The organism is Nocardioides luti, from assembly GCF_014212315.1.
GTDB classification, from domain to species: domain Bacteria; phylum Actinomycetota; class Actinomycetes; order Propionibacteriales; family Nocardioidaceae; genus Nocardioides; species Nocardioides luti.
Map to the genome: position 1 here is coordinate 1,898,653 of NZ_JACKXE010000001.1, position 26,278 is coordinate 1,924,930.

General features: G+C 66.2%; 30 protein-coding genes. 18 read left to right on the plus strand and 12 right to left on the minus strand.

Annotated features, from left to right (window positions below):
• Positions 1–2: 2 nt before the first annotated feature.
• Positions 3–728, plus strand: coding sequence for an isochorismatase family protein (locus H5V45_RS09130; protein ID WP_185252638.1), 726 nt, complete (start codon positions 3–5; stop codon positions 726–728).
• Here H5V45_RS09130 and H5V45_RS09135 read toward each other — a convergent pair.
• Positions 703–2,145 carry an MFS transporter gene (locus H5V45_RS09135; protein ID WP_185252639.1) on the minus strand — a complete coding sequence of 481 codons (1,443 nt, stop codon included), beginning with the start codon at positions 2,143–2,145 and terminating at the stop codon, positions 703–705. The two genes, H5V45_RS09130 and H5V45_RS09135, sit on opposite strands and share 26 nt — an antisense overlap.
• A gap of 110 nt (positions 2,146–2,255) precedes the next feature.
• Here H5V45_RS09135 and H5V45_RS09140 point away from each other — a divergent pair, with 110 nt between their 5' ends.
• Positions 2,256–2,852 (plus strand): TetR family transcriptional regulator, encoded by a 597-nt coding sequence (locus H5V45_RS09140; RefSeq protein ID WP_185252640.1) that lies wholly within the window; start codon positions 2,256–2,258, stop codon positions 2,850–2,852.
• Here the strand turns inward: H5V45_RS09140 and H5V45_RS09145 are convergent.
• Positions 2,845–3,156, minus strand: coding sequence for a hypothetical protein (locus H5V45_RS09145; RefSeq protein ID WP_185252641.1), 312 nt, complete (start codon positions 3,154–3,156; stop codon positions 2,845–2,847). The genes H5V45_RS09140 and H5V45_RS09145 overlap by 8 nt on opposite strands.
• Positions 3,157–3,343: 187 nt before the next feature.
• Complete coding sequence (locus tag H5V45_RS09150) at positions 3,344–4,444, minus strand: LuxR C-terminal-related transcriptional regulator (protein ID WP_221633960.1); 1,101 nt, start codon at positions 4,442–4,444, stop codon at positions 3,344–3,346.
• Positions 4,445–4,498: 54 nt separating this feature from the next.
• Between H5V45_RS09150 and H5V45_RS09155 the strand changes: the two genes are divergently transcribed.
• The 5 genes from H5V45_RS09155 (at position 4,499) to H5V45_RS09175 (ending at position 9,346) form a co-directional block, all read left to right on the plus strand.
• Complete coding sequence (locus H5V45_RS09155; RefSeq protein ID WP_185252642.1) at positions 4,499–5,305, plus strand: hemerythrin domain-containing protein; 807 nt, start codon at positions 4,499–4,501, stop codon at positions 5,303–5,305.
• A gap of 683 nt (positions 5,306–5,988) precedes the next feature.
• On the plus strand, positions 5,989–6,678 hold the full coding sequence (locus H5V45_RS09160) for a hypothetical protein (RefSeq protein WP_185252643.1): 690 nt from the start codon (positions 5,989–5,991) through the stop codon (positions 6,676–6,678).
• 224 nt (positions 6,679–6,902) lie between these two features.
• Positions 6,903–7,307, plus strand: coding sequence for a hypothetical protein (locus tag H5V45_RS09165; RefSeq protein ID WP_185252644.1), 405 nt, complete (start codon positions 6,903–6,905; stop codon positions 7,305–7,307).
• 357 nt (positions 7,308–7,664) lie between these two features.
• Positions 7,665–7,838, plus strand: coding sequence for a hypothetical protein (locus H5V45_RS09170; protein ID WP_185252645.1), 174 nt, complete (start codon positions 7,665–7,667; stop codon positions 7,836–7,838).
• Positions 7,839–7,879: 41 nt separating this feature from the next.
• The gene (locus tag H5V45_RS09175) at positions 7,880–9,346 is read left to right on the plus strand and encodes a hypothetical protein (protein ID WP_185252646.1); all 1,467 of its coding nucleotides are present in this window, start codon (positions 7,880–7,882) and stop codon (positions 9,344–9,346) included.
• A 75-nt stretch (positions 9,347–9,421) separates the two neighbouring features.
• Here H5V45_RS09175 and H5V45_RS09180 read toward each other — a convergent pair whose 3' ends face one another.
• Both H5V45_RS09180 and H5V45_RS09185 read right to left on the minus strand, forming a co-directional pair.
• A complete protein-coding gene (locus H5V45_RS09180) occupies positions 9,422–10,324 on the minus strand; it encodes an ImmA/IrrE family metallo-endopeptidase (RefSeq protein WP_185252647.1) in 903 nt (300 codons plus the stop codon).
• The gene (locus tag H5V45_RS09185; RefSeq protein ID WP_185252648.1) at positions 10,321–10,743 is read right to left on the minus strand and encodes a helix-turn-helix domain-containing protein; all 423 of its coding nucleotides are present in this window, start codon (positions 10,741–10,743) and stop codon (positions 10,321–10,323) included. The genes H5V45_RS09180 and H5V45_RS09185 overlap by 4 nt, the downstream gene beginning before the upstream one ends.
• A 122-nt stretch (positions 10,744–10,865) precedes the next feature.
• Between H5V45_RS09185 and H5V45_RS09190 the strand changes: the two genes are divergently transcribed.
• The 4 genes from H5V45_RS09190 (at position 10,866) to H5V45_RS09205 (ending at position 14,011) form a co-directional block, all read left to right on the plus strand.
• Complete coding sequence (locus H5V45_RS09190; protein ID WP_185252649.1) at positions 10,866–11,360, plus strand: hypothetical protein; 495 nt, start codon at positions 10,866–10,868, stop codon at positions 11,358–11,360.
• Between the two features lie 88 nt (positions 11,361–11,448).
• Positions 11,449–11,958 (plus strand): DUF7665 family protein, encoded by a 510-nt coding sequence (locus H5V45_RS09195; protein WP_185252650.1) that lies wholly within the window; start codon positions 11,449–11,451, stop codon positions 11,956–11,958.
• A complete protein-coding gene (locus tag H5V45_RS09200; RefSeq protein ID WP_185252651.1) occupies positions 11,955–12,623 on the plus strand; it encodes a hypothetical protein in 669 nt (222 codons plus the stop codon). Before H5V45_RS09195 ends, H5V45_RS09200 begins: the two co-directional genes overlap by 4 nt.
• Positions 12,620–14,011, plus strand: a complete 1,392-nt coding sequence (locus H5V45_RS09205) for a hypothetical protein (protein WP_185252652.1) — start codon at positions 12,620–12,622, stop codon at positions 14,009–14,011. The genes H5V45_RS09200 and H5V45_RS09205 overlap by 4 nt, the downstream gene beginning before the upstream one ends.
• A 286-nt stretch (positions 14,012–14,297) precedes the next feature.
• On the opposite strand, the gene H5V45_RS09210 is transcribed toward H5V45_RS09205, so the two are convergent.
• From H5V45_RS09210 to H5V45_RS09225, 4 genes are all read right to left on the minus strand, one after another.
• Positions 14,298–15,047, minus strand: a complete 750-nt coding sequence (locus tag H5V45_RS09210; RefSeq protein WP_221633961.1) for a nucleotidyl transferase AbiEii/AbiGii toxin family protein — start codon at positions 15,045–15,047, stop codon at positions 14,298–14,300.
• Positions 15,037–16,083 carry a transcriptional regulator gene (locus tag H5V45_RS09215; protein ID WP_185252653.1) on the minus strand — a complete coding sequence of 349 codons (1,047 nt, stop codon included), beginning with the start codon at positions 16,081–16,083 and terminating at the stop codon, positions 15,037–15,039. The genes H5V45_RS09210 and H5V45_RS09215 overlap by 11 nt, the downstream gene beginning before the upstream one ends.
• Before the next feature lie 234 nt (positions 16,084–16,317).
• Positions 16,318–17,475, minus strand: a complete 1,158-nt coding sequence (locus tag H5V45_RS09220; RefSeq protein ID WP_343061489.1) for an SNIPE associated domain-containing protein — start codon at positions 17,473–17,475, stop codon at positions 16,318–16,320.
• A gap of 212 nt (positions 17,476–17,687) precedes the next feature.
• Positions 17,688–18,962, minus strand: coding sequence for a hypothetical protein (locus H5V45_RS09225; protein WP_221633962.1), 1,275 nt, complete (start codon positions 18,960–18,962; stop codon positions 17,688–17,690).
• 144 nt (positions 18,963–19,106) lie between these two features.
• On the opposite strand from H5V45_RS09225, the gene H5V45_RS09230 reads away from it, so the two are divergent.
• The 4 genes from H5V45_RS09230 to H5V45_RS09245 all read left to right on the plus strand — a co-directional run bounded on the left by H5V45_RS09230 (position 19,107) and on the right by H5V45_RS09245 (position 22,040).
• Positions 19,107–19,256, plus strand: coding sequence for a hypothetical protein (locus H5V45_RS09230; protein WP_185252655.1), 150 nt, complete (start codon positions 19,107–19,109; stop codon positions 19,254–19,256).
• Between the two features lie 281 nt (positions 19,257–19,537).
• Positions 19,538–19,786, plus strand: coding sequence for a hypothetical protein (locus H5V45_RS09235; RefSeq protein ID WP_185252656.1), 249 nt, complete (start codon positions 19,538–19,540; stop codon positions 19,784–19,786).
• A gap of 585 nt (positions 19,787–20,371) precedes the next feature.
• The gene (locus H5V45_RS09240; protein WP_185252657.1) at positions 20,372–21,265 is read left to right on the plus strand and encodes a restriction endonuclease; all 894 of its coding nucleotides are present in this window, start codon (positions 20,372–20,374) and stop codon (positions 21,263–21,265) included.
• 286 nt (positions 21,266–21,551) lie between these two features.
• A complete protein-coding gene (locus H5V45_RS09245; protein ID WP_185252658.1) occupies positions 21,552–22,040 on the plus strand; it encodes a hypothetical protein in 489 nt (162 codons plus the stop codon).
• Positions 22,041–22,105: 65 nt separating this feature from the next.
• On the opposite strand, the gene H5V45_RS09250 is transcribed toward H5V45_RS09245, so the two are convergent.
• Together H5V45_RS09250 and H5V45_RS09255 are read right to left on the minus strand one after the other, a co-directional pair.
• Positions 22,106–23,329, minus strand: a complete 1,224-nt coding sequence (locus tag H5V45_RS09250) for a tyrosine-type recombinase/integrase (RefSeq protein WP_185252659.1) — start codon at positions 23,327–23,329, stop codon at positions 22,106–22,108.
• The gene (locus H5V45_RS09255) at positions 23,326–23,568 is read right to left on the minus strand and encodes a helix-turn-helix transcriptional regulator (RefSeq protein ID WP_185252660.1); all 243 of its coding nucleotides are present in this window, start codon (positions 23,566–23,568) and stop codon (positions 23,326–23,328) included. Before H5V45_RS09255 ends, H5V45_RS09250 begins: the two co-directional genes overlap by 4 nt.
• Positions 23,569–23,731: 163 nt before the next feature.
• On the opposite strand from H5V45_RS09255, the gene H5V45_RS09260 reads away from it, so the two are divergent.
• From H5V45_RS09260 to H5V45_RS09270, 3 genes are all read left to right on the plus strand, one after another.
• Positions 23,732–24,187 (plus strand): hypothetical protein, encoded by a 456-nt coding sequence (locus H5V45_RS09260; RefSeq protein WP_185252661.1) that lies wholly within the window; start codon positions 23,732–23,734, stop codon positions 24,185–24,187.
• Between the two features lie 41 nt (positions 24,188–24,228).
• Complete coding sequence (locus H5V45_RS22825; protein ID WP_185252662.1) at positions 24,229–24,498, plus strand: helix-turn-helix domain-containing protein; 270 nt, start codon at positions 24,229–24,231, stop codon at positions 24,496–24,498.
• Between the two features lie 998 nt (positions 24,499–25,496).
• Positions 25,497–26,060 carry a helix-turn-helix transcriptional regulator gene (locus tag H5V45_RS09270; RefSeq protein ID WP_221633963.1) on the plus strand — a complete coding sequence of 188 codons (564 nt, stop codon included), beginning with the start codon at positions 25,497–25,499 and terminating at the stop codon, positions 26,058–26,060.
• Here H5V45_RS09270 and H5V45_RS09275 read toward each other — a convergent pair.
• Positions 26,057–26,227 (minus strand): hypothetical protein, encoded by a 171-nt coding sequence (locus H5V45_RS09275; protein WP_185252663.1) that lies wholly within the window; start codon positions 26,225–26,227, stop codon positions 26,057–26,059. The genes H5V45_RS09270 and H5V45_RS09275 overlap by 4 nt on opposite strands.
• Between the last annotated feature and the right edge of the window lie 51 nt (positions 26,228–26,278).

Genomic DNA, 26,278 nt, shown 5'->3' on the forward strand with positions numbered 1-26,278 from the left:
CCGTGCCCGAGGCACCCGACGCCCTCCTGCACGACTGGGCCATCGCCCCGCGGGAGTACGCCCGCCAGGAGTCGCGGCGCGGCCGGCGGCACGCGTACGCCGCGCTGGACCCGACCCGGACCGCGCTGGTCGTCGTCGACGTGGTCCCGTTCTTCGTCGACGAGAACCCCTACTGCCGCGGCATTCTGCCGAACATCACCCTCCTCGCGGAGACGCTCCGCGACGCCGGCGGCACGGTCGCCTGGGTCGTGCCGGGCACCCCGCCGCCCTCGCGCTGGGCCGAGGAGTTCTACGGACCGCAGGTCGCCGAGCTGTTCCGTACGGCGGGGGGCCGTGGCACCGTCCGGGAGCGACTGTGGCCCGGCTTCGACGTACGCCCCGACGACCTGCAGGTCGAGAAGACCGCCCCCAGCGCGTTCTTCCCCGGCCGCTGCGACCTCCCCGATCTGCTCACCGCCCGCGGCATCGACACGGTCCTGGTGACCGGCACCGTCACCAACGTCTGCTGCGAGTCGAGCGCGCGGGACGCGAGCGTCCGGGGGTACCGCGTCGTGATGGTGGCGGACGCGAACGCCGCCCCCGACGACCGCGCGCACAACGCCACCCTGCACACGGTCTACCGCTCGTTCGGCGACGTGCGCCCGACCGCGGAGGTGCTGGCCCTCCTCGCGGAGGGCCGGCGCCAGCCGGGTCGGGACGGCGTCAGACCGTCCGGCGGTGCGGGATGAGCAGCACGATCAGCGCGGTCAGCACCGAGGCGCCGGCGCAGAGCGCGAACAGCTCCCGGTAGGCCGTCAGCGACGGCACCGCGAACTCGCCGAGGATCACCGTGTTCGCGGCCAGGATGCTGCCGCCGACGGCGCTCGCCAGAGAGCTGCCGAGGCTGCGGAAGAGGCTGTTGAGGCCGTTGGCCGCCGCGATCTCGCTCGGCGGGGTGTGGGTGTTGATGAGCGACGGGAGCGCGGCGTACCCGATCCCGGTGCCGACGCCCACGACCGTCGCGCCGACGATGACCTGCCAGAGCGAGTCGGTCACGACGATCCGCATCAGCCAGCCGGCGGCGACCACGACAGCGCCGATCGCCAACGTCTGCGGGGCGCCGCGCTTCTCGATGAGGCGGGCCGCGACCGGCGAGAAGAACAGCATCGCGAGACCGCTCGGCAGCATCGCGAGGCCGCCGACGAGGAGGCTCGAGCCGAAGCCGTAGCCGCTGGCCTCCGGCGCCTCGACGTACGACGCGGTGCCGATGAACGAGGCGAACAGCGCGAAGCCGAAGAGGATCGAGGCGAGGTTCGTGAGCACGATGGGCTTGCGGCGCAGCGCCTGCAGGTCCACGAGCGGGTCGTGGATGCGGACCTGGCTCCAGCCGAACACGACGAACAGCACGGCGGAGGCGACGAGGAGCCCGGCCACCCGCGGGTCGCCCCAGCCCCATGTCGCGCTCTGGGTGAGCGGCAGCAGGAGGGTGACCAGCGAGGCGGCGAGCAGCACGCCGCCGACGACGTCGACACGGCCGCCGCTGCGACTCGGCGCCTCGGGGACGATCGTGAGGATGCCGACGAAGGCCAGCGCACCGGCCACGGAGGTGATCCAGAAGAGCGCGTGGAAGTCCGCGTGCTCGGCCACGAAGCCGGCCAGCGGCAGGCCGAGGGCGCCGCCGATGCCGAGCATCGCGCTCACCAGGGCGATCGCCGAGCTGACCCGCTCGCGCGGCATCACAGTGGCGAGCAGGCTGATCCCGAGCGGGATCGCGGCGGCGGAGATGCCCTGGATGGCACGACCGACGATGAGCAGCGGCACGTTGCTGGTGAGCGCGGTGATCAGGGAGCCGACGATCAGCGCCGCGAGCGCGACGAGGAGCATCAGCCGCTTGCCGTACATGTCGCCGAGGCGACCCATGATCGGCACGGCCACCGCGGCGACGAGGAGGGTCGAGGTCAGCAGCCAGGACACGTTGCTGGCCGAGGTGTCCAGGTCGGCGGGGAGCACCGACAGCACCGGGATCAGCACCGACTGCGACAGCGACACCACCAGCGCGCCGAGACCGACGACGACCAGCTCGAGCCGGGCCCGGGCGGGACTGGTGTGGGCGGCGACCTCGGACTCGAGGTCGGCGGGGGCCGTGAGGGCCTCGCGATCGTTCATGGTCGTGCCTTTCGGGGCGCGTACGTCGGGGTCGAGATGGCACCATACGCCCAGTGTGGCACTCAGTGCCACTTCTGGCCCCAAGTGCTGGGATTGGCTACGATCGACTCATGGCCGTCGAGAAGTCCCTGCGCGACCACGCACGGGACGCCATCCGCGACGAGGTGATGAAGCACGCCTGGTCGCTCTTCGCCGAGCAGGGCTTCGAGGCCACCACGGTCGAGCAGGTCGCCGCGTCGGCAGGCATGTCGCGACGCACCTTCTTCCGCTACTTCTCCGGCAAGGACGAGCTGGTCCTCGAGAGGCTGGTCGAGTCCGGCCACCGGATCGCCGACGCGCTGCGGGCCCGCCCCGCCGACGAGGCGGCCTGGCCGGCGCTGCGGGCTGCCTTCCAGGAGACCGTCGAGGTGCAGGAGCGGTACGCCGACCGCTCCCGGCCGCTGCAGATCATGCTGCGCGAGGAGCCGGGCGTCCGCTCGGTCGTGCTGGAGCGCCGTCGCCAGTGGCACGCGGCGCTGTGCCCGCTCGTGGCCGAGCGGCTCCCGTCCCGCGGCCGTACCCGCCGCCCCGACACCCGTGCCGACGCCGTCACCGGCAGCGCGCTCGCGTGCCTCGAGGCCGCGCAGGAGGTCTGGGCCGACCACCCCGGCGCCCAACTGGGCCAGCTGCTCGACGACGCCATGGGCGCGGTCGCACCGCTCAGCTGAGCGAGAACCCGTCCGGCACCGGCACCTCGGCGCTCCACCGCGCCCGCCGCTCCTCGTCCGACTGCTCCCACCATTTCTCGCCACGCTCGCCCAGCGCGACCTTCGTCGCCTGGACGCCGGCTCGGGAGGTGGCCTCCTCGTCGGTCCCCTTCGTCCGGCGCACCTCGCGCCGCCACGCCATCAGCACCTTCGTGAGCTCGTCACGACGGCCCTCCGGGATCGCCGGGTCGGTGGCCCGCCACCGGCGGCCGTCGACGACGACGTACCGCCCGTCCTCGGTGGGCTCGGCGGCCGTCCGGGTCATCGGGACAGGGCCGAGAGGACGAGGAGCAGGACGACGGTCAGCCCGGCGGACAGGAGGAGCGAGCCGAGGCAGCCGAGGCGGTTGCTGAAGAAGAAGAACATGACGGCTCCGTGCCCGGTACTGGGCCATCCACGCCACACCAAGGGGTGTGGTCGGGCGGGTTCAGCCGCCGGTTGTCGGTCGCGTGTCAGTCAAGGGTCAGCCGCGCGGTCATCTCGCGTCGACTGCTGACGCCGAGCTTGGTGAAGATCATCTTGAGGTGGTCCTGGACCGTGTGCGACGACAGGTGGAGCGACTGGGCGATGCCCTTGGTGTCGACGCCTTGGAGGACCAGGACGGCGACGTCCTCCTCCCGCGACGTGAGGCCGTGTGCGGCGAGAGCGAGGCGACTGAGGACGGAGCGTGGTGTGGGCTCGAGGGTGACGACGATGTCGGGCGATCCACCGGTCGTGCCCTCGAGGGGCGCGGCACGCAGGCTCAGCCAGCGGCCGTTCTCCAGCTGGGTGCGCGACTGGAACGGTTCCTGGCGTAGCCGGGTGGTGGCGATCACGGCCAGCACGTTGGCGGGCAGCGAGCCGTGGTCGAAGCCACCGAGGTCCGCGATGGCCGCGCGCGCCGCTGGGGTGGCGTGGGTCAGCCGGTTCGTCGCATCGACGATCAACACCGACGGGCCGGCAGGAGCGGGCACCGGGTCCGTGGTCGTCCCGGGTCGGAACAGGCTGCGTTGGATCGCCACCGCGACCAAGTCGCAGATCGTCGCGACCTGGTCGAGGTCCGCCTGGGTGTACGGGGGATCGCCGTCTGCGCGCGCAAGGCCCAGTGCGCCCCAGCAGGCTCCGCGGCTCACGAACGCTGCGCGCAGCTCGTCGGTGAATCCGAAGCGTCGCTGCATGAACTCGCGGTGCCGGTAGCTGATCTCGGGATGGCCGTCGGTGTCGAGGTGGATCGCGCCCACCGGCGGCCGGCGGCGTGCGATCTCCTCGAACCTGTTGATGTCGGAGGTCGAGCCGTACTCGGCAGCCGCGAACTCCTCGTCACCGATGCCGAGGTCGCGGGTCTTCGATGCCCAGGTCACCACCCCGGAGGCGGGGTCGGTGGTGGCCAGGCACGCGAAGTCGTGGGGAACATGGCGGGCAACCGCCGCGTACACCTCGTTGGCGAGCGTCGGCAGGTCGAGGGCGTCGCCACCGATGCGCTCACGCAGTCGGTCGTGGAGGCTCATCCACCCGGTCACAGGCATGCCGTCATCCTCACCCGGCCGATGGTCCCGAGCAACGATGATCCGCAACTCCCCAGATTTCTGGGATGGGCCCACACCCGCGTCAGGACCCAACCTCGTGCCATGAACGACAACCACGTCACCCACGTCCACCCCACCGCCCACGCCCACACCTCCCGTTGCTGGTGGGACCACACCAAACCGGGCTGGGTCTGCCCGGCCGGCGACGAGAACACCCCGCCCAGCCCCGCGTCGGCCGTCGTCGAGGTCGACCACGCAGAGGTCGACACCCGCGACATGGTCGTCGTCCACACCGCCGTGCTGCGCGAGTTCCGCCTCCTGCGGGGTGCTGTCGCGCGCACTGCGGGCGGCGACCGCGACCAGGCCCGCGTCGTCGACGCCCACCTCGGGTTGATGTGCGACCTGCTGCACCACCATCACGAGGGGGAGGACGAGCTGCTCTGGCCGCTGCTGGCCGCCCGGCTCCCTGCAGGGAGCCAACCGCTGCTGGCCCTCGCCGAGGCACAGCACGACGGCCTCCACCAGGCACTCGCAGCCGTCGGTGTCGCACGACACGCCTGGATCGAGAACGCCTCCGGCGTGAGTCGCGACGCGCTCGTCCGGGGCCTGGAGGTCTTGTCCAGGCTGCTCACCGAGCACCTGGAGGACGAGGAGCGCAACCTGCTGCCACTTGCGGCGACCTACCTGACGGCCGCCGAGTGGCAGGCCGTCGGCGAGCACGGCGCGGCCAGCACACCGAAGGCGGCGCTCCCGCTCGTCGTCGGGATGTTCGCCTACGAGGGCGACCCAGCAGTTCTCAAGGCGACGCTCGCCTCCGCCCCTCTCGTGCCCCGACTGCTCGTCCCGCGCATCGCCCCGGGTGTCTACGCCCGCCGCGCGCGCAAGGTCTACGGCACCCGCACGCCGTGAGGCTCGAGCAACACCTCGCACGCGGGTGGAGGCAGGTGCGCGTCTCCTGCAGGGCAGACGCCCACCGGATCCGTCGCCGGGTGCAAAAAGCCCCTGACCTCGTCATTGCAGGTCAGGGGCTGTTCGATGGAGCCGCCTGTCAGAATCGAACTGACGACCTTCTCATTACGAGTGAGATGTGAGTTCGTCGTTAGCCCGAGCGCTCAATTCATACTCTGACCTGCGAGTTTGCTCTCTCGAGCACCCACCGCCCAACCCGATCGCGACCGACCGTGACCGGTTGCGACCGGTCGTTTGACGTGACTTTCGCGGGAGTTTCCCGTGATTGCGGCTTTACAAGCCATATGCGTCTGTACAGCCGTGCTGACTGCTGCGTAGAACTTCGATCTGGGCGAGCCGGTGCAGCGCCCAGCGTCGTCGAGCTCGGAGGTAGATATGGACAACCCGATTGAATCGGATCATGCCTCGGGTGAAGGCTCAAACCAGCGCGTCGACGAAGCCTCGCGTTCAACTCCGGGCTCGACCGACGATGACGTATCCGACGGCCACTCTCTTAACCCTTTGAAAGCTCGTCACGAGTTCGCTGGGGCGAACACCGCGGCACCCTATCTGGCTACGGCACACCGTCACATGTCGTCTCTTGGAGATCGTTTCCGCGCCCACACTCGCGATCGGAAGGCGCGATGACAGAAGACGAACGCAGCCGCACGCGCACGGAGCCGGTGCACCTGGATCCAGACGAGGTAGTGCAGCATCGACCGGTCGACGGCGAAGTGCAGGCGACCTCGAGAAGCGTCCGGATCGGCTCCCTCTATGGAGTGATGCTGCTTCATCGTGACCACGACCTTTACGTTGCAGAGAACCGACGAGGCCGCAACCTTCAAGATCTCATCCGCGCTCGACTCCAAGCCGAGCGCTTCAGCGATGACGATGCCCAGGAATGGGCGTTTCGGAACTGGTGCAGGTGGCTCGTCGACCCGAGGGACTCCTTCGACGGAGACGACTCCTGGTTTTGCGACCAGGTCATCCAGGCCGCGCTGGCGTACCGGGACACCGGCATCCCGATCGACGAGGCCTTCGGCTGGACCATTCGGTCGGTGAGCGCCCGAGATGCTGTGCGTCTGCGTGCCCACGGCTGGAATCCCGACGCCTACAGCACCCTCGCCACCTACTGCATGAACCAGGGGGCGGAGCTTGAGGAGGCCGACACGTGGGTCGAATCGCGCATCGTTTGGTGGCGCGCCCTCCGCTACTTGGAAGCTGGGCTGCGACTCCCAGAAGCCCTGGTCCAGGAGACCCGCCGCCTCGAGGGTGCAGACATTGACCCGGCCGTCGACCTCCTCATCGCCCTCAAGACCGGGCCTACGCAATGAGTCAGTCAAGGAAATCCAGGCCCTGTCGCCGGCCATGGCTCCTACTGGCGTCGGATACGGAAGGCGGGGCTACAGGATTGAACGCTGCCACGCGCAGACGTGGACATGCTGGTCCCGGCCGGCTGGGGCGAGGCATTCCATGCGCATCGCGGTCAGTGCGACTGCGCCCGGCTCGAGACCCCGAGCCCGAGCACGGCCACGGTCGAGACGAACAGGGCTAAGCGATGAAGCAGGATGAATGTCCGAACAAGCTCGCCCTACTCATCGGCCCCTGTTGGACCAGCGAGGCCACTCAGGAGGCGCTGGGGCTGCCGACGCTCTCCGCGCTCAAGGCCCGTTCCGTAGGCGGTTCGATCCTCGCGCTAACGACCGCGGACGGCGTGACCGTCTACCCCGTCTGTCAGTTCGGCCAGCACAACGGCCAGATCGAGGTGAATCCCGCGCTCTTACCAATGCTGCGAACGCTAAGGCATTTCGGGTCATGGGCAGTCGCCGCTCTGCTGCAAACCCCTGCACCTGAACTCGGCGGCTACAGCCCCGTCGAGTGGGTGGCGTTCGGGAACCCTTCGGAACCCCTTGCCATCCTCGCCAAGGCCGTAGCCCGTGAATGGGCGGCTGGCGACGACTAGACACGCCGCGAACGGGCTCCGCACACGAAGACCGCTCGGCCGTGGAGACGCCGCCCCTTGGTTTCGCCGCCCGGAGATCTTCCTCTCCCGGCTCAGCCAGATCCTGCGCCGACGATCTCCCCCTCCCCCGATACGCCCGGGACATCCCACCCAGATTGACGCCGCTGGCGACTCGTGGTGGGCGAGATCTGTTCAGGTCGGAGCAGGTGTTCGAGCAACGCCGAATAGGTCTAGACCAGAAAGTCACGTCTGTATGCTCAGGACTTTCAGAGGGGCACCGTGCGAGTCCACCCTGAAGTGTCGGCGCTTACCTCTAGCATCCCGATTCAGGAGCAGCCGTCAGAGAGGGCCACGCGCATGACCACCGTTGAGAACATCACGGCATCGGTCGCCGAGGCGACCCACGAAGCGCGCGACTGGGGCATCATGCGCCACGACGCCGTCGACGAGCAGTTCAGCGCCGACATCAAGGAGATCCGAGAAGCAGAGCTGGCAGCCGAGCGCAACGCCTCCACGTTGCGCATCTTCTGAGCTGCTTGCCAGCGCCCTAGACCGTCCAACTCGCGACTACCGTGCCGTCACTCCTGGACTGGACACCCGACGACCAGCCCGCCGTCGTTGTCGATGTCCGGACGCCGGGCGTCTGGGAAGGGCTTCTGAAGACCTACGCCAGTGGCACCGGCGTCGTCGCCCTCGGGCGCGTCTTCGAGATCGCCAAGGAACACGGTGTCATTCACGTCCTCATCGAACGCCGGTACATCGATGCAGACTGGCGAAGCGAGCACTCGCACTTCTACACGACGAAGTTCGAGCGCTACCCCTCGGTGTGTCATCGCCTGCACTTCTTCGCTGCAGAGGTGCCCTCTGACCTCACCGACCTGAGCACAGTCACTAGTGCCTATCGCGGCTATTCGGTGCTGCGTCCGCTCGAGTCCTCGCCGGTCGGGCGGACCATGATCGCGCCGCCGCCCAGCATGGGGACCGAGGCGACTGTGTGCTTCGCGACTGAGACTGTCGATGTCCTGGGATGGCCGATGTCGATCACTGCGATGCCGTTCATCAGCCAGGACGCGCAGTTCATGCGATGCGCCCACGCTGACATCTGGATGGTCTCGCTCCAGGCCCACCTGCGCATGGGCGCACCACGCTGGTTGCCTGCCGATGTCCACAGGGCCTCGCTCGGCGGCGTGATCGGGGGCCGACAGATGCCCTCCGAGGGACTCACGCTGCAGCAGATGCTGGGGGCGCTGACCACGCTCGGGTTCTCACCCGCCGCAACCGCGCTACCTGCTGACACCGTGACTAGCTTCAACGCCGAGTGGAGGTCGCTCTACGCGATCGTCTGCCGCTACATCAACAGCAACATCCCTCCGATCGTCGTGGGAGAGGGACACGTCTGGGTTGCCGTCGGCTACAACCGCGAACCGTCCGATGGACACACCCGACTCACCTTGTATCGGCACGACGACGTGCTCGGCCCGTACGTCCGCATCAACGACCCGTTCAACGAACCCCTCCCCGAGCACACATGGACTCAACTGGTGCTCCCGTTGCCTCCGAAGATCTACCTGTCCGGCGAGCGCGCCGAGGCGAGCGGGCGCTGGTGGTTCAACCAGTGGATTGCCGGAGCACCGCAGGACGACCCTGTACGGGAGGCGCACGAAGCCGACGAGCTTTCCTTCGTCACCTATGGGCTTCGGGCCAGGGACTTCAAGCATGCACTCCTGCGCCGGCCGAGCATGGATCCCGCATTGGCTCGCGCGTACCGTCTCGCGATCTGGCCGAAGAGCCTCTGGGTGGTCGAAGTCCAGGATCGGCGCCTACGAGAGGCTGGCCGTCCGAGTGTGTTGGGCGAGGTCATTCTCGACCCGACTTCCAGCCACCTAGACCCACGATCGGTAGACGATCACGGCATTCTCGCCGTGCACCGCCCGGGCCGATACATTTCCCACGGGCCAGACCACGGCACGCGCCTCGAGCTCGACGTCGACCCGACCCCGTACGAGTCCGGGCTACGTGTCGATCCGCGGGCCACATGACGCTGCGCGACCGGTTTGGCTAGCGGTCAGGTAGTCCGGACGTCGAGAGCCCTGGCATGCGACGCACAGGCATGGCTAAGCCGTGGTGGGTTGATTCACGGCGCGCGCCCTGCGCCCGAGGACCGTGCGGCGCGTAAGCAGCATGAACCGCAGGTGCTGGTTGTAGAACAGGCCGGCCCGGAAGGTCACCGCTCCTCGGCGAGTTTCCAGGGGCATCTCGAGGGTGTCCTCATGCACTTGGTCTGAGAGTGTGGCCAGTGTCGCCAACGCTGGACTACGAGCAGTCAGGACGTGGTCACCGAAGAACGTCGTCACGTTTCCGTATCGCTCAGCGAAGGAGCCGGAGGTGGCGCACTGGCTGGGGAACACCTTGAGCGCGCGGCCGCCGTGGGTGGTGTATCGGCCAAAGGCAACGAGGGCCACAGGGTGACCGCTCGTCTCGGCGTAACGGCGAAGTGCGGCGTGGCTCGATGCGCCGTAGCGGCCCGCGATAGTCAGCGGACCACCCAGACCCGGACGGTAGGCGTCGGCCTCGTCGGTGAACCGATTGAGCCCGAAGAGCACTTCGGCCGCGAATGCGTTGGCCTCCTGCTCGAGCAGGCGCCGGGTGTGCGGGCTCAGGGTGGTGCGGTCATCAACGAAGTAGGCGCCCTCGTGCCACGGAAGAGCGTGGTGACCGATCTCGTGGGCTTGAGTGAAGCGACGCCGGGTGGGGCTCAACGACTCATCGACGTACAGGATCTTCTCCTTGATCGCCATCGCGCCTAGGACCCGGCCAGTGAACTTCTTGGCCAATTCACGAATCCGTGGGGGAAGGTCCGGCTCACCAAGGTCGAACAGGCTCGCCTTGTGCAGCCCGACCGCGGCAACCACGTCGTCGACTGGAACCGGCGCAAGGTCCACTGCCCCAGCTGCGGCTAGGGCGCCCCGTGCGTAGCGGCGGACGTCCTGGATGCTTGCGATCTGAAGATCGGTCATGAGTCGTTCTCTCGTCTCTCTCGCCTCTGTCGCATGAATGCGACGTACTCGGTGAGCTCTCGGCGCTCTTCGTCGTTGAGCTCCTCCAGCGCCCTCAGCGGCAGGCCGGCCAGCAGGCGTTCGTCGGCACCGCCCGCGCGCTGCGTCGGAGTCGGCGTGCGGTGGCCGGCGCGCTCGAGCAGGTCGCTGTAGTCCAGTCCGTAGATCTCGGCCAAGTGGTAGAGGACGTTGGGCGAGGGCGACTTGATCGCATTGTTCTCGATCTGGCTCAGGTAGCCGTTCGTCACGGCCCTGTTGGTCTTGGCTTCGACATCGCGCAGGGTCAGGTGCATCGCCCGGCGTGCGTCCTTGAGGTGGTCACCCAGCGCACGTCCGTCCGTGGGGGTGACTTGCGGTTCGCGGCGAGGAGTGGGCGTCATGCATCCATCCTACGCTTCGTAGAGCAAGCAAGGTAGTGGCAGGCAAGCATCCGTGCTATCGTGCTTGATGTAACAAGCAGCGCACTCAATAGAACGCACGTCGACTAGCCATGGAGGCTGACATGACCATCACCATCGAGCTCTACGACATGGGCTCCACTGACCCGCACATCTTCGAGGCCGAGGAGAGCAGCACCATCGCCGAGGCGGTGAAGCTGAAGTCGGCAGAGGTCCTCGTCCTGGTCGACGAGGGCGACGAGGTCGACGGCGACGTCGACTTGGTCGAGCTCGACCGTCGTACCACCGTCGGGGAGGCCTCGCGTGGCCACTCCCGGCTGACGCTGCTGCGCAACCCAGCCGCGAGGGTCACCGTGAACGTCCACTACGCGGGCGTGTCCAAGGCGCTGCAGGTACGTTCGACCACCCGCATCCGCCGCATCCGCAAGCTGGCGATCGCCGCCCTGGGCGTCGACCCGGAGCGGGCCACCGACACCGCACTGCGGCTGCCCGGCTCCGACGTTGATCTGACGCCCAAGAGCCCGATCGGGGCCTACCTGGGCAAGGGCCAGCGCCAGATCGATCTCGACTTGGTCCACAAGGACCGTCCGCAGGGTTGAGTGGCGCCGGCCGACGACCGGCCGCTGCCTCGATCGCACCACGACACCCAACAAGGAAGCCAGGTGAACACCGGTGAACACCGTGAGCATGACCCTCGAGGCCTCGGCGGCGCCGGCCGACTGGGACGTCATCTCGCCCGACGAGGTTCGGCTGCGCACCGACCTCGCCAGGGAGTGCTTCGCCGCAGGCGAGCGAGCGGGTAAGTGGCGCAACCCGATACTGGCCTGGCCGACGCTGACTGTCGAGGTCGCGGTCGGCGACGACGACTACGTCGCCCTCCGGCTTCAGCTCGACGACTACCCCACTCAGGCCCCCGGCGGCCGACTCTGGGATCTGCGGACCGGCGCACCCCTCCCAACCAACCGGTGGCCGCGCGGTGAATCCGCGGAACGAGTGTTCCGAACCGATTGGTCGCCCTCAAACTCCGACGCGCCCTACCTGCCCTGCGATCGGACGGGACTCGCGACCCACACTAACTGGGCCGCGGACTATCCGAGCCGCGCCTGGAACCCCTCACGGACCATCGCCTTCTACCTCGAGGAGATCTACGGCGAGCTCACAGAGGCACGCCTCCCGTATCCGGGGCAGGAGTCATGAAGGCCGCGACGTCCAGCGCCAGGCCGACCACGGCCAAACATCGACCGCTGGTCATGATGAAGCAGCACGACTTCCTGACGATGATGCGACAGCTCGAGCGCCACGGCGAGCATCGACGCGAGGCCGGCGCCTTCCTGCTTGCCTCCGCTGCGGCCGCGGCCGAGACGACGAGGGTCCACCGCGTCCTGAACGGCCTGTGGCACCGAATACCCACCCGTCTTGCCAGCGCGTCACGGCACGCGCACGTCGACGCCGTAACCGCCGTTGCCTACTACAAGGACCTCGACCCCGGGTGCCTGACCGGTGGCATCACCTTCCACGCCATCGGTTACACCCGGCTCAGCGAGTTGTGTCGCAGTCAGGGACTCAGGGTCGTCGCGGACATTCACCTGCACCCAGGCAACGGAACAAGACAGAGCACAACCGACGCGGACCACCCGATGGTTGCCTGCGCCGGCCACCTCGCCCTTATCGCGCCTCGTCTCGGCGCCTACGTGACAACCCCTGACGAACTGGGTGCACACGTCATGACCACGACGGGATGGGCGTCCTACTTCTCCGAGGACATCGAGAACGTCTTCCTGGTGCGCCGCACGCTTCGCGGTCTAGTCATGCAGATCGGCACTCAGGTTCACACGCTGCTACACACGAAGGGACGCCAATGATCACCGAGGCAGCTCAACCCGAGGCGTACGACGCCGACCACTTCAGCCGCACCACTTTGATCCTTGGGCGGCGGGCTGGCGACGCCGCCCGAGGCAAGGCTCAACACCGTAGCTTCCGAGTGCTCATCATCGCCGGGGCGGCCACCTGCAGCTCGCGGGCCGGCCAGGCCGCCGTGCTGACCGCCGTCGCAACCGCCGTGCGCGCTTTCAGCGAAGTTGCCGTGTCCCTTGACGCTCCGGGGCAGACGGTCTTGGGCGGCCCATACGCAGGGATGCGGCTCGGCGACACTGTCGCTTCGGAAGGCGCGAACCTGGTCGACAGCTCGAGCGGAACTCCACGGCACGTGATCGTCATCGGGAACACTCCCGCCGGGCTGCGGCCCGAGCGCCACTGGATCGCGGCAACCTGGTCGGGTTGGACCGCGAGCACCGGCCCGACCGCGCAGAAGCTGCAGGCAGCAGCGAGCATCAACCCCGCCGACGGCGACCCCGTAGGCGCCCGGTGCGGTGAGAACAACTGCGTGGCGGCTGTCGCCGCCGGGGCACTAGCAGTCGCAGAGACGTTCTTCGTCCTCATGCGCGAGGAAGAATCCGTGGGCGTTGCACGCCAGGTTTGCCTGAACCTATGGCTCGCGGGATCGGCTACAGAACGGGGCCCCGCGATGGCGTACGCGCCCTCACAGTGGTGGCTCCTCGGCCTAGGCCACCTGGGGCAGGGCTACGCGCACGTCATCTCTTGGCTCGACTACGCCAATCCGAGCTCAGTTCAAGTCGTCCTTCAGGACACTCAGCGAGCCGTCCAGGCCAACCACAGCACGGGCGTCCTCACGCCCGCCGATCCGCAGAACCAGCGCAAGACCCGCATCGTCGCTGCTGCCCTCGACCGGTGTGGTTTGGAGACCGTCATCGTCGAGCGACGGATGCACGCCCAGACCCCGGTCGGCGAGGAGGACATGCACGTCGCGCTAGTAGGCGTCGACAACCTCCCCACGCGACGACTCATTGACCAGATCGGATGGAAGACTGCAATCGACGTCGGCCTCGGGGCGGGTGTGCGGGACTTCGACGGCATGACGGTACGTCGACTCCCCGGCCAGCCCAGTGCCACCGTCCCGGCCTGGCAGGACGAGCCGAAGCCAAATAGGTCTGACACGGTCGACATGGATGCGCCAGGACTCGACGCATGTGGCATCGCCGAACTGAATGGCGTCGCCGTCGGCGCCAGCTTCGTCGGCGTCATCGCCGGCGCCGTGGCGGTAGCCGAAGCCACACGAGTGCTGCACGGCGGCGGGGCGTACTCCGTCATGTGCCGTGACCTTCGCGACGACGAGTCCGACGCTGCCCCCACCGCATCATATGAACCTCCTGTCGCCGCGCGCCTTCGATGACGCGGATCGCGCAACCAGACCACTAAGAGAGGAGGTGAAGAAGATGGCAAAGAGCACCAGCATGCCCAGCAAGGCATCGCTCTCCAAGGCGGGGAAGACGTTGGCCGCGAATGGATCGTCGAAATCGGCCAAGTCCAAGGCCGGCTCCACGCTCGGCAAGGGCTGAACCCAATTGTCGAGGGGCAGGGTGACCGCCCGGAACCATAGGCCCCCGCCCTTCGACCGGGGTTGCGAGGAGTCGCTGACTGGCAAGCAGAAGCCCAGCCGATGACGTCCGCCCGTGCATCTAGGCAGATGCGGCGTCTGCCAGAACCTCGTGCACCAGGTCGAGGTCATCGGCATCCACGTCGCCACCGGCCGAACGAATCCGTTCGAGCGACCAGCTTCGCCTGTCGACGAACCAGTGGTTGGAATGCTGTCTTATGTCGTCCTTCATCTGGGCCGGTCGCCCCTGGATCTGAGCTATGGCAGAGCGGCGGCAATCTCCGTCAAGGGTGAGCCGAACGATGTCGAGGAGGTCAGTCCCCTCCTTGTCGGTCGTTCGGTTCATGATCGCTTGAAGCTTCATCGCAACGAGAGGACCTGGCTCCGATACCAAGGTGACGACCTCGATGCTCTCGCCTTCCAGCGCGTAGGCGCTGATTCTCACGGACGTCGCGGTGTCGTACGCCCAAGCGTGCGACGTCGCGTGCAAGCGATCCCCTGGGTCGTCACTTGGGTGGTCGATCTCGGCCTGATTCACCTCAAGGACGTCCACCTTCACTTCGCCTGCCAGCGTCGGGAGCAGGACTGCAGAGGGATCGATATCGGAAGCGCCCTCCACTCGGCGTAAGACTTCTAGGTGTGTCTGGTCCTGGAGCCCGCGATCGACGACGTCGAGGTCGAGAGTTGCGCGATGGGCTGTCTGGAGTCGGCACATCACGGCCAGACCTCCAACCACTACCGGCGGTTCGCCCAAGGTCTCAATGACTGTCTTTGTCGCCTGCACGATCCGGAACATCGCGTCGCCAGCGAACTCCGCGCTGCTACCAGGCACGGTCCCAACCGTTCTTCGGGTTCCAGTCATCCAAGATCTCTCGACCGCGCCCCTTGTCCTGGGCAAGATCTAATGCAACGAAGAGTGGGTGGGCGACTGGCCACTCGTAGAAGTTCATTTGAACGTCGAGGCGCTCTCGACACACTGCCGGGACCGGCGCCACCCGGATGGAGCACTTCGCCGTTTCCCGCGATGACGCCGGCTCGAGCAGGCGCTTCGCTCTGCGGGCAACAGTCTCGTCAGGAACAAAGAAGTCCAGGGGAGCATCCGACCTCACCGCGATCGGCGCTCCCAGGATGGCGGCGGCAGCCGAGTCCGTCAGCGCCCATCCGGTGCTGGTCTCCACGTCGTCAAGACCCAACTTCAGTGGCCCGGTAATACCCAGGACGTTGCCCGGCGCCGGAGACTCCGCTAGGTAGGTCCTCTTGCTCGGCCACCGATCGGCCATGGCCCAGAATAGGCGCGCCCGATCAGGGCGGAGGCCTTCATCGATCAGCAGTTCTCGGCGTAGAGACGAAGCGATGTCAGACACCGTGCTGGGCGACCGGCCCAATTGCCGCGCGAGCTCACGAACAGCGAATGGTCGGTCTGGGTTCATCAGCAGCGCTGTCGCGACCTCGAGGCCCGCCTTTCCTGCGAGAGCTTCAGTTCGTTCGGTGGGCGACCAGTGGGGCCGAACCTCTGCGCTGATCACCACACGGTTGCCCACCCGCAGCGAAAGGTGCCCTCGAAGATCGAGGTAGCCCCACCCATGCTGAGTCAGAACTGTTCGAGCATCGGCAGTTACCCGATTGGCTACAACCATGAAGGCGATCTCCTGGCTGGCGCTTTTTAAGCTCTGTTCGGCGTCGTGAACCAACCGCTTGGCAGTCTCAGTCGTCACCAACGACGAGCGCTTGACCTCAACCAGGAGCTCGAGCCCCCATGGATCCAACACGAAATCGCCGGCAGAGTCATCGGCGTAGTGGTTGATGCGCACAAGTTCCAGGTCGACCTGCTCAAAGGCCGCCTTCAAAAATTCGAACGTCTCCTCCATACGCGAAGGATGGTCGATTGTTCGGTGTTCGGTCAATACCGAACACCGAACACGCTATCGTTCGGTCAGGATCGGAGGAGAGCCAAGACGTATCTAGATGCGTCATTCCGCCGCCTATCGGCACAGTGGTCCATCCAGATCTGCTGAATTGCGGTCACCACGTGGCACACAGAACTTGGCCGGTACAGCATGGCCCTACGCGGAGATCGACGACGCCGAGATCCTGGCTGGAGTTCAGCCTTGTGCGGGCCAACGGTTACGCGACTGGTAGTACTCAGGTGCTTCGGGTGTCTCGTTGAACTCCAAGAGCCCGCCGACCTTCTGCATCAGAAGGTCTCGCACTTCGGCCGGGGTCGCGAAGAAGAACTCGCGCCGCTCGTTAACGAAGTTCACCCGCCGGTCGGCGAACGCCTTATGGAGCTCGTTCTCCAGGGTCACGGCGTCGTCGGAGAAGAACAGTGCGTGGGTGTCGTAGAGGAACGGCACCGACGCATCCCCGAGTTCGCGGACACGGTCGCGAGGTTCGAGGCGACGGGTCATGCCGATCTTGACGATGTTGGGCCCTAGGGCGCCGATGTTGGAGATGACGTAGATGTACCCGGCCCGGATGTTCGCGGTCCTGTAGTCGTTGGCCTCGATAGCTTCCTCGATCTGCGCCAAGCGACCAGCCAGCTCGTCCGCTGCCGTGTCGTCTCCTTTGGCGCGGAGCTGCTCGAGCACTCCCTCATAGTGGGCCTTTTCCTTCTCGAGACGCTCGCGCTCGGCAGCGAGCTCCTGCTCGGCCTTGCGCTGCTCACGGAGGAGTTCCCGTTCTTCGCGAGCCTTCTCCTTCTCTTCCTGGACCTTCATCTGGTAGTCCGCGGTGAGCTCGAGCTCTTCGACGCGCAGTTGGTGGTAGTCCGGATTAACCCGCATGTCCATGATGACGCCGAGCTTTTCGATGGACTTCATCGCGTTCAAGAGGCGCTTTTTTGCGGTGGAGATGTTCCCGTTCCGAAGCGACCGAACGCAGTTGTCAGCCTCGGCGTTGTACGCGCGGAGCATCAGCTTGGACAGGTCGCCGACCATCCTGCGCCCCTTGGCCAAGGACCCGTCGAATGTGAAGAGGTCGGCCGCGAGAACGGCCTGGTTCGCCTTCACGAGTTCGTCGACACGGCCGTTGATATAGGTGAGCCGGTCCTTATACGCGGCTGCGTCCTCGAGCGGGTGGTGGTAGCGGTAGATGCCAACGTCCTGGAGGACGCGCTGGTCATCGAGCTCGACGAGCTCACTGCCACCGGGCTGGACGAGCGCGGCTTCTAGGTCTGCGATGCGGTGAAGGAGCGCGGCGTGGTCTGCTGCCGACGCAGCCGGCGGCGCTGCGGCGGGTGTTGGCGCAGCAGGGGCAGACACGGGCACAGATGGCTGGACCGGGACCTGATCGCGGGCCGGGTCGGGCGTTGCTACGACAGGTACGCCCGACTCAGGCTGCAGTGAGTCCTCATCAGGGAGCCAAAGCTGCCAACCCTCCGGCATCGGAGGCCACGCCGGGTCGGGCTTCCAGTCTGGCGGTGGAACCCACCCGGCGGGCGGTCGCGGCCATCCGGGAGGCGGGTTGAGCCGCATCACTGACCTCGCTGACGGACGCCCCGGCTGGTATCGGCGGGTGTCAGGTCGAACGGCGACTTCGATACCGCAGCACCCAGGTGGTCCAGGGTCGCCTTCGGGACGACATTGGCCAGGTCGAACGAGCTGAAGATCTCCCGGTCCGCGGCGACCATCACCAGCGGAACGTACTCGGGCTGGCCGGTTGCCGGCGCGATGGTGTCGGTGCCGACCGTCAGCGCGATGGAGTGGATTTTGCCGGCGCGGTCGGCCTCAAACACTTCGTGCAGCGTCCGGACCGCGACCTGCTGCACCGCAGCGGCGTATCGGTCCTTTTGAGCCTTCGCGGTCAGTTGAGTTTCGGTGATCTCGTCCTTCGCCTTTACATACTTGTACTCCTTGACCGACGGCACGGCTGCGGGCTCCGGGATGTCGACCTTCAAGGTCAGTTCGCGAGTGGCGAGATCGAAGCTGTGATCGTGCTCAACCGGGAACGCGTCGGGGTATACGGAGTTCGACAACACGATGCCGACGTAGTCCTCGATGGCGTACTCGACGTCGAAGGCGAGGTCGTTGATGAACTTGGTGAGCTCCTCGTTTCTCGCGGCCGCGTCTGCTTCCCGCTGATCGCACTCAGCCCGGTAGGCGGCTTCTGCCTCGGCGACCTTCGCGAGCCTGGCGGCCTCGTCCTGCTCACGCTTGGCCAAGGTTGCAACGTGGTGCTCGTGGCTCTTGGCATTTTTCTCGTGCCAGAACGCAACGGCCTGCTGATGCTCAGCCTGAGCAGCGGCGACCGCTTCCGCGTGCTTCTTCTTGCCGCCGAACGCACCGGAGAGGCCCTTGGGCGCAGCCGGCTCGACGTAGGTGGGCTGCGGTGGATACACGAGTTCGGGCACCGGCGCGACTGGGGTGCCGAGCTTGCCGGGGTCGAATGGCGGGTGCTCGGCGATCACCTTAAGTGAATGCAGATCGACGTAGTCGTCGGTGTCTAGGGTCCAGGCGAGAAGGCTGTCGATGTCGTCGTAGGTCGAGGTCAGTTCGGTGTTGAGCGCCTCGACCTCTGCAGTCCGGGCCTCAAGGTGTAGGCGGGCGGCTTCCTTTTCGGCCGCCTTGCGCTCAGCCTCGGACGCACGGACCGCTGTTGCGTGGGCGCGCTCGGCGGCCTTGACGGCACGCTCGTGGTCGCGGACGGCTGCGTTGTAGGCGCGGACTGCCTGTGCTTCCTGCTGGCGTCGACGCTTCTCCGCCTGCTGAGCCTGGTAGTTCATCTCCGCGAAAAAGCCACGCTTTGCCATGACCGCACCCCTTCAGATCGGCATTTCGGAAACGCACAGCACCGTAGCCCCGGTCTCCGACACATGCAGCAGAAAGGCAGGGGTACGCCGTGCCTTCATCGAACAATGACTGCGGCTGTCACCACGGAGTGGAACCGTGAGCCCGTGAGGTTCTTCCGCCGCCGTGAAGCCCAGCCCGAGCTGCTCGTCACGATCCGTGCTGGACTGGCCATTCCGGACCTGACTCAGCCGGTCGAGATGACGGGCACGACCACGGCCGGGGTCGACGCCCTCGTCAAACTCTTTGCTAGCTAGGCCTCGGCGGAGGTGGATTGCTGGAAGAACGAGGACAGCTCGTGTCAGAGCCGTCCAATCAGGCCGACCCAAACGCGGTCGCGGTCCACGTCGACGGCACACGCATCGGGTACCAAACCAGCTACATCGCACGGACGATGCCACTAGGTCGATCGACGGACTGCCAAGTTCAGCTGTGGGCCGCGCGGACAGCGAAGGGCATACGCGTTCGTGGCTGGGTGATAGCGGGAACCGATCCCCCGCTGTGGCCGCACACGAGTGCGAACCCTCCAGCGATCACCGTGGAAGAGCGACGAGCAGAGCAAGCCGCCGGCACGACCTACATGGTTGACCAGGCTCTCGGCGGCGGCGGCGACCGGGCCGAGCAGTTCAAGAAGGGCATGGTCGGCCGACTTCACTACCTGGAGACCGTTGAACCCATCAAGCAGCTCAAGCGCGAACGACGTCTGTCCGAAGCACTCGCGCTCTGCTATGGCGCCATCAACGCGGCAGAAGACTCCCGCGACGGGCGAGAACCGGCGCCTTGGTAGACCGAACAGGGGGCCATCATCCATCGAAAACTCGGCGAACTTGAGGAGGAAAGGCCGTTCTCCGCCGATGGCTCGAAGCCTGTCCCCCGACCGCCGCGAGGGTTCAGCGATCCAGCAAAGGCTCGACAAGCTCACGGAATGAGTCTCCGAGGTATCTTCGCCCGCCCTCCCACGATCGGGAAGTTGCTTCCCTCTACCGCAAAGGCGGGTTCTGAAGTGCTTCGTCTTCGTGCGGCCCCGCCCCCAAAGGGAGAGGATCCTCGTGTGACGCAGCTTCCTCCTGCAGATAGCACCCCGACTAACCTAGTCGGTCAGTTCTCGCTGCGATGGACCGCACCTCCAGGATGGGATCCGGCTCCTGACGGCTTTCTGCCCGATCTCCGTTGGCGGCCCAGCCGGTACTGGCCAGAAGCACCGGAGGATTGGGAGTACTGGAGAGTCATCGCCGACGACGAGATTGTTGACCACTTTCACCACCCGCTTACCGACCCCCCGCTGGCTCCTCGGCCAGTCTGGGTGGCTCCACCGGCCTGGCCGCAGCCGCCACCGGGTTGGCATCCGCCAGCCGGCTGGCGACCCGACGTCATGTGGAAGGCGGCACCGGCCGGCTGGTCCTACTGGCGACAGCCTCAGCCCGACGAAGATGCGATCGCCCGATCGCAACTCGTCACACGCTCGGATCGGCTGTTCCAACTGAACTTGATGGAGCGGCTGATTCGTAGCTACGCCGAGCACCTGTCCGGGATTGAATCGCCGAAGGTGCGGGCTCACCTCGCTGCGCAGCCGATCGGGGCACAGCGCAAGGTCCGAAAGGGAATGGAGCGAGCGCATCAGGAAGCCAGTCAATCGCTGAACTCGACAAGAGATGCGCTGCTTTTCGTGCTTCGCCGTGACCTGCCTGCTGACGAGTCCACGATCGGCTGGATCAGAGTCGCTGAGCCACGGTTGTTGAACGCTCTGGCTTGGAGCAGACACGTCCTGGGCCTCGCGCCCACAGAATCCGCCGTCGAACGTCGTCTCAGGATCTTCAACTCATTCCCGTACGGCGCAGTCGACCTCACTGGCGTGGATCCTAGGGACGACGGGAACGTCGACGTCGACGTCGTCGTTCCGGAAGCCGCCTGGCGTCAGGCCGAACAATTGGCCGCCTACGCAATGCGTCAGTTCGGTTTCCACGACGCTCACGTCACCAACAGCGGAGCAGATGGCGGGATCGATGTGCAGGCCAGGCGAATGGTGGCGCAGGTCAAGTACATGTCCCGACCCATCGGTCGACCGGACGTTCAGAAACTCGTCGGCGCCGCCGACGGTCTGCCAGTTGCGTTCTTTTCCGCATCCGGCTTCACCCAGCAGGCGGAAGACTTCGCTGCAGAGAGAGCGATTGCGCTCTTCCGCATCACGCTGCCTCAGTCAGTGAGCCCGTTGAACGAGCGCGCCCTTCAACTGGTGACGCAAGGTCGTACAGCCAGCCCGCCGTAGGGGCGTGCTTCATCGGGGATATCCCGCCAGTCGGGCAGGCGGACAGGCGCGCCACTTCGACGCGACCGGTGCACGCACGCCGGTCCGCTTGCCTCCCGAGCATGGCGGGACGCGAGCTCGTGTCCGCCCGCCACAGACCCGCTCGGCGGTGGCGCCACGGCCCATCCCTAGGCTGCAGCCCGGTAGCACGACGAACGAGGCGCCTCGACGACGTCCGCGGAAGCGTTCCGCGTCAGCTCGTCGAGAGAACAATCGCAAGCTGCATTTGAATTGAAGGAGACCGTCAATGATTCTGTCCGGCCTGTCTCAGGCGACATTCCTGCTTGAGCCGACTGGAACGATCGGGACTAGGACGTTCCTTCAGGCACGGATCGCGTTCGACTGGGAGCACGGCTCCGGGTACGGGGTTGGTCACACGGTCGGTGGGCCCGAAGCCTGGACGTCCCAAGAAGTCGAGGCGGCAGCTCAATGGTGGGAGGACGTTGCGGCCGACCGCGAGTCGTTGGACAAGCGACACGTGTGGTTCGGAGGCGGCGTCTGCTTTGGCCGCGTGTCCCCAGGACCCAGCGCTGAGTTCGCCATTGATGTGATCGTGCTGCCTCGCCCTGATGCCGCTCGACCTGCGATCATCTACAACGACGGTCAGGTCGAGTTGGACGTGGTAGGCATGGACGTCGACTACATCACGGTCGATACGTCTGCCGAGCAGGTGGCTCGTGCTGCTGCGTGGTGGCGTGCGGCAGCACAAGCAAGTGCCGCCGGCGCAGACGGTTGAATCGACCAGCAAGCTCATTGCTGGTCCGTCATTGCGGTGCGACTTCCGCTGCGCCCTTACTCGACTCAACCTTCGAAGAAGGCTTCGAGCGTCAGGCGGTGGTCAGGGGCGATGGGTCGCGTAGCGACGTACCGACGGCCAGTGACGCCGGGGTCCGCGTGCCCGAGCTGGGCGCGGGCTGCGTCGAGGCCGTTGTTGTGTGCGATGAACGTCCCGACCGTCCGGCGCAGGGTGTGTGGAGTGGTGCCGAGGAGGTCTGGGTGGTCCTTCACGACCGCTCGTAGGCTTGTGCGGATGTTGTTGGGCCAGGTCCAGGTGCCGTTTCGTGACGCGAAGACCGGATCTGCCGCTCCGGTCCATTGGGTGGCCTGTCGCCGCACTAGGAACATCTGGCGCACCGGCTCGGGCAGGATCAACGTTCGGGCTTCCTTCGACTTCGTGGATTCCTGCCGCCCGAGGCTCTCGACGTACCCCTTGCGGGGCTCGACAAGGGTGCCGTTGATGATCGCCGTCGGGACGTCGCCGTCGAGGTTGAGATGCTTCCACTGGAGCGCGAGCAGTTCGCCGATGCGACAGCCGGTGCCGAGGAGGCCGTCGGTGACGTGTTGGAGGCCTGCGCCGGGGCCGCGGAATCCGGGCTTGCGACGCGCGGCTGGCGTTACGAGCGATCGCAGTTGCTGAACCTCGTTGAGGCCGAGGCTCTCGACCTCGCGCTCTTCGCGTTGAGCGGGCGTCACGAATGCCATCGGGTTGCCTTGCATCGCGCTGTGGCGCACCGCGAGACCAAAGATCTGGCTGAGGACGGCTCGTGCTTGGGCTGTAGACAGGCCGGTCTCTTCGAGGTCGCCGAGGACGGCGTCGAGCAGTCCGACGTTGACCTCGCCGAGGCGAACGCCACCGAGCTCGGGAACGATGAGCAGGCGGATGGCGTCGCTGTAAGCGGCGAGTGTTTGCGGTTTCACGGGGCCCTTGCGTCGGGCGAGGCCGGTCTTCGCTCGGTGGCTGAGCCAGAAGTCGGCGGCCTGGGCGAGGGTCATTCTGGAGGTCAGTCCCTTGTGGCCGACGGGTGCTCGGGTTTCGAGTTTCCGCTCGAGTGAACGCTTCGCGGCGCCCATGGTCTCGCCGCTGGCGGTGACGTCGCGCTTGATGCCGTCTCGGTCGCGGACGCTGGTGCGAGCTACCCAGCGGTCACCCTTCTTGCGGAACGATATGTCGCCGTTCTTGCCGATCTCGAGTGGTGGCCGGCCGGTCCTCGATCCCGTGCGTTCACCATGCATTGCCTGTGTCATGACTCCATCCATTCCTGTGCGTCTTCGGTGAGTTCGGCCAGCCAGTCATTGACGTGCCGTTCGGCGTAGCGGACGTGAATCCCCATGCGGACGAAGAGCGGACCTTTGCGCTCTGACCTCCAGGCGGCGAGGGTCTTGATGGGGATCTGTAGGAGGTCTTTCAGTTCCTCCGGGGTCAGGAAGGGACCGTCGGCCACGGTGATGGCCCGTGACTCCTCCGCTCGGACGGTTCGCTTCATGCGGAGTCGTATCGGCTCGATTTGGAGGCGGCATGACATTCCGGTGCGGCCGCGGCGGGTGGCGGCCGTCCAAGGTGCTCCTCTCGATCCGACAGGACGTGCAAGGCAGCATGTATCCTGTTATGTACGTCGTACGAAACAGGATAATCAAAGGAGAGGTGCCGTGTGTTCGACCGTTGATCTGACCAAGGCCTGGCCGTCAATGAAGGATCGGGCGTGGCTGGCCGGCGCGCTGAAATTCGCGGGCATGCCCGCCGCGGATGTGGCCCCATGGCTCAACGCAAAGACGACCCTGCCCCTGGAGGCGCACGCAGTGGAGATCTTCCGCTTCGTGACCAGGCTCAGGCAGCACGCCCGCGGATGGTTCGACACGCCCCTGCTCCCGGAGGACGCCTTGGAATGGCATGAAGCAGGCTTCACACCAGACGAAGCGTGTGCAATCCAACGTCGGGCGTTCGAGGCGGCCGCGGCTGCGAAGTCCGACGCCGACCTGGTCTTCGAGAGCGACTGGCGCGCGTTGGACGCACCTCCCGCCTGGATCATCGCGTGCCTCGATAGTGGCGTCACGAATCCAACCGCAGTCGCCGCGCTCCTCAAGGTCGCTCGTGATGTGGCCTAGCGAGCCCCGCGCCCGGTCCCAGCCGACGCTAGGCTCCGCTCGTGACGGGCGATGCAGATGCCGAACTGGCGGCAGGCCGGACGCGGCTCGGAGCCGCCCTCCGCGCTCGGCGCGAGGACGCCGGGCTCACCCGAAGACGAATGTCAGAGATGACTGGAGTCGGGTACGACTCGCTCTTCTCCATCGAGGCTGGGCGCCGACTGCCCAACCTCTCCACTCTGTACAAGATCTCCCGGGCTCTCGACACCACGCCGAGGGAGCTCCTCGCTGGCATCGATCCATGGGACGGCGCGTCGGCCAGCTCGGAGTAGATGGCGGGCCGGCTCGACTGGACGGGCAATGATCCGTGCCGAACAGCGAGCGACCATTCAAACCATCTTTAGATGGCACCATTCCTTCGCCGGCCGAGCTTGACGTAGATATCTATTACCAGTGGGAGAGGATCGCGACCGGCGTCCCGTACCTAGCTCGGGCACCAGCTGTGCTCCAGTTCGTGATGGAAGTACTGAACGACGTGCTTCCGGTCGACCCTGACAGCACAGGCGAGTGTGGCGATGAAGATCCAGCTTCGGTGTTCGTCCGCAGGCTCTGCACCGCGTTCGACGCAGTCGGGGCTACCGGGATCCAGCTTCGCTTCCGACTCGATGGGCGAGAGATGATCCACGATCTCGACGGCGGGAGTAGCTAGGTCGTCAGGGCGAGGCTCATCGATCGAGTGACCGGTCTGATTGCAGGTCGCGGTTACCGGCCCGGACCACAGTGTCAGGTGATCCGAGCGCCGCCCGAGTCGTTGATGACAGGCGGCTCGGGCGGCCTCCGACCCACGTCTAACCGCGTCGGCTCGACGGAACTTCTGATTTCGACTCAGCCGAACCTTCCTACCGCTTGGATGTTCCCGTACGTCTCAGCGGAGACATTCGGGAGGTTGATGTGACGGCCGGTCAAGTGGAACCTGGCTCGGCAAGCTCGTCTGGTACGCCAGAACTGGAGGGCAAACAGTTCGTTGACCTCTACGTGGGAGCGCTCAGGTCTGCGCAGCGAGGAGACGTGGACGATGCCAATGCGAAGTTGGCCGCAATGCACGCTCTCTCGACCACGCGTCGAGACGGGACGGCACTAGACAGCCACGGCTATCTAACCGCCATGTACTTCGCGCTCAGCGCCACGGTCTACCACGAACACAGCCGCAAGCGTTGGTGGCGTCGACCCCGTCCCATGCGGACTGATCGACACACGACCTTCTGACGGTTCGACGATTCCTCTTGCAAGCAAGCGCGCGTGCACAGCCCGAACGCCGTACGCTGCGGCCGTGCATCACAGCGGTTCCGAGGACGACGGCCTGGTCAAGGCAGTGTCGACCAATCTCGCGATCCTGCGACGAGCTCGATCGCTGTCCCAGGCTGACCTCGGAGAAGCTGCAGGCATTTCGCGAAACCACTACCAACTGCTCGAATCGGGTGCCGGTGCGAGTGGCGGAGCAGCCAATCCACGCCTGTCGACGCTTTCTGCCCTGGCAAGGACACTTGAAGTCGATGTCACAACACTGCTGCAGCCGCCATCCGCACACGCCTTCTGGCAGTGGATCGACGTACACGATGAGCCGTCCGACGACTTCAGGGCTGCCTTGTTGGACCAGCTCCTCACCAGGTCCGCCAGAGAGCTCGGCGGATCCGGTGCCGCCTTCGTGGGATGGGCTGATGGTTCGATGACCGTCGGGATCGGTGTCCTGGCGTCCGGCTCGCCGGCTGCCACGATCGTGGGTCGTGCGCAGGTTGAAGCGGCTCTCACCGAGGTCGGCCTCGCTCACGCATCGACTGATGAGTTCGAGGTCGACGCGGGACTGGATGGACTGTCCGACGACGGTCACATCTAATCGACGCGAAGTCTGGCATCTGACGCATTGGCAAGCCCGGCAATGAAGTCGCGGAGTTGATCGACGTCGGCCCGTTCGAGTCCACAGAGGATCTGGTCGGCGATGTCAGCATGCCGGGCGCTCTCGCGCTGTGCACCGGCGCGCGCTGCGTCGAGTGCTCGAGCCATGATCGCCGCATATGAGCATCCCTGGCCGTACATGTCGATGGCGTGATGCCC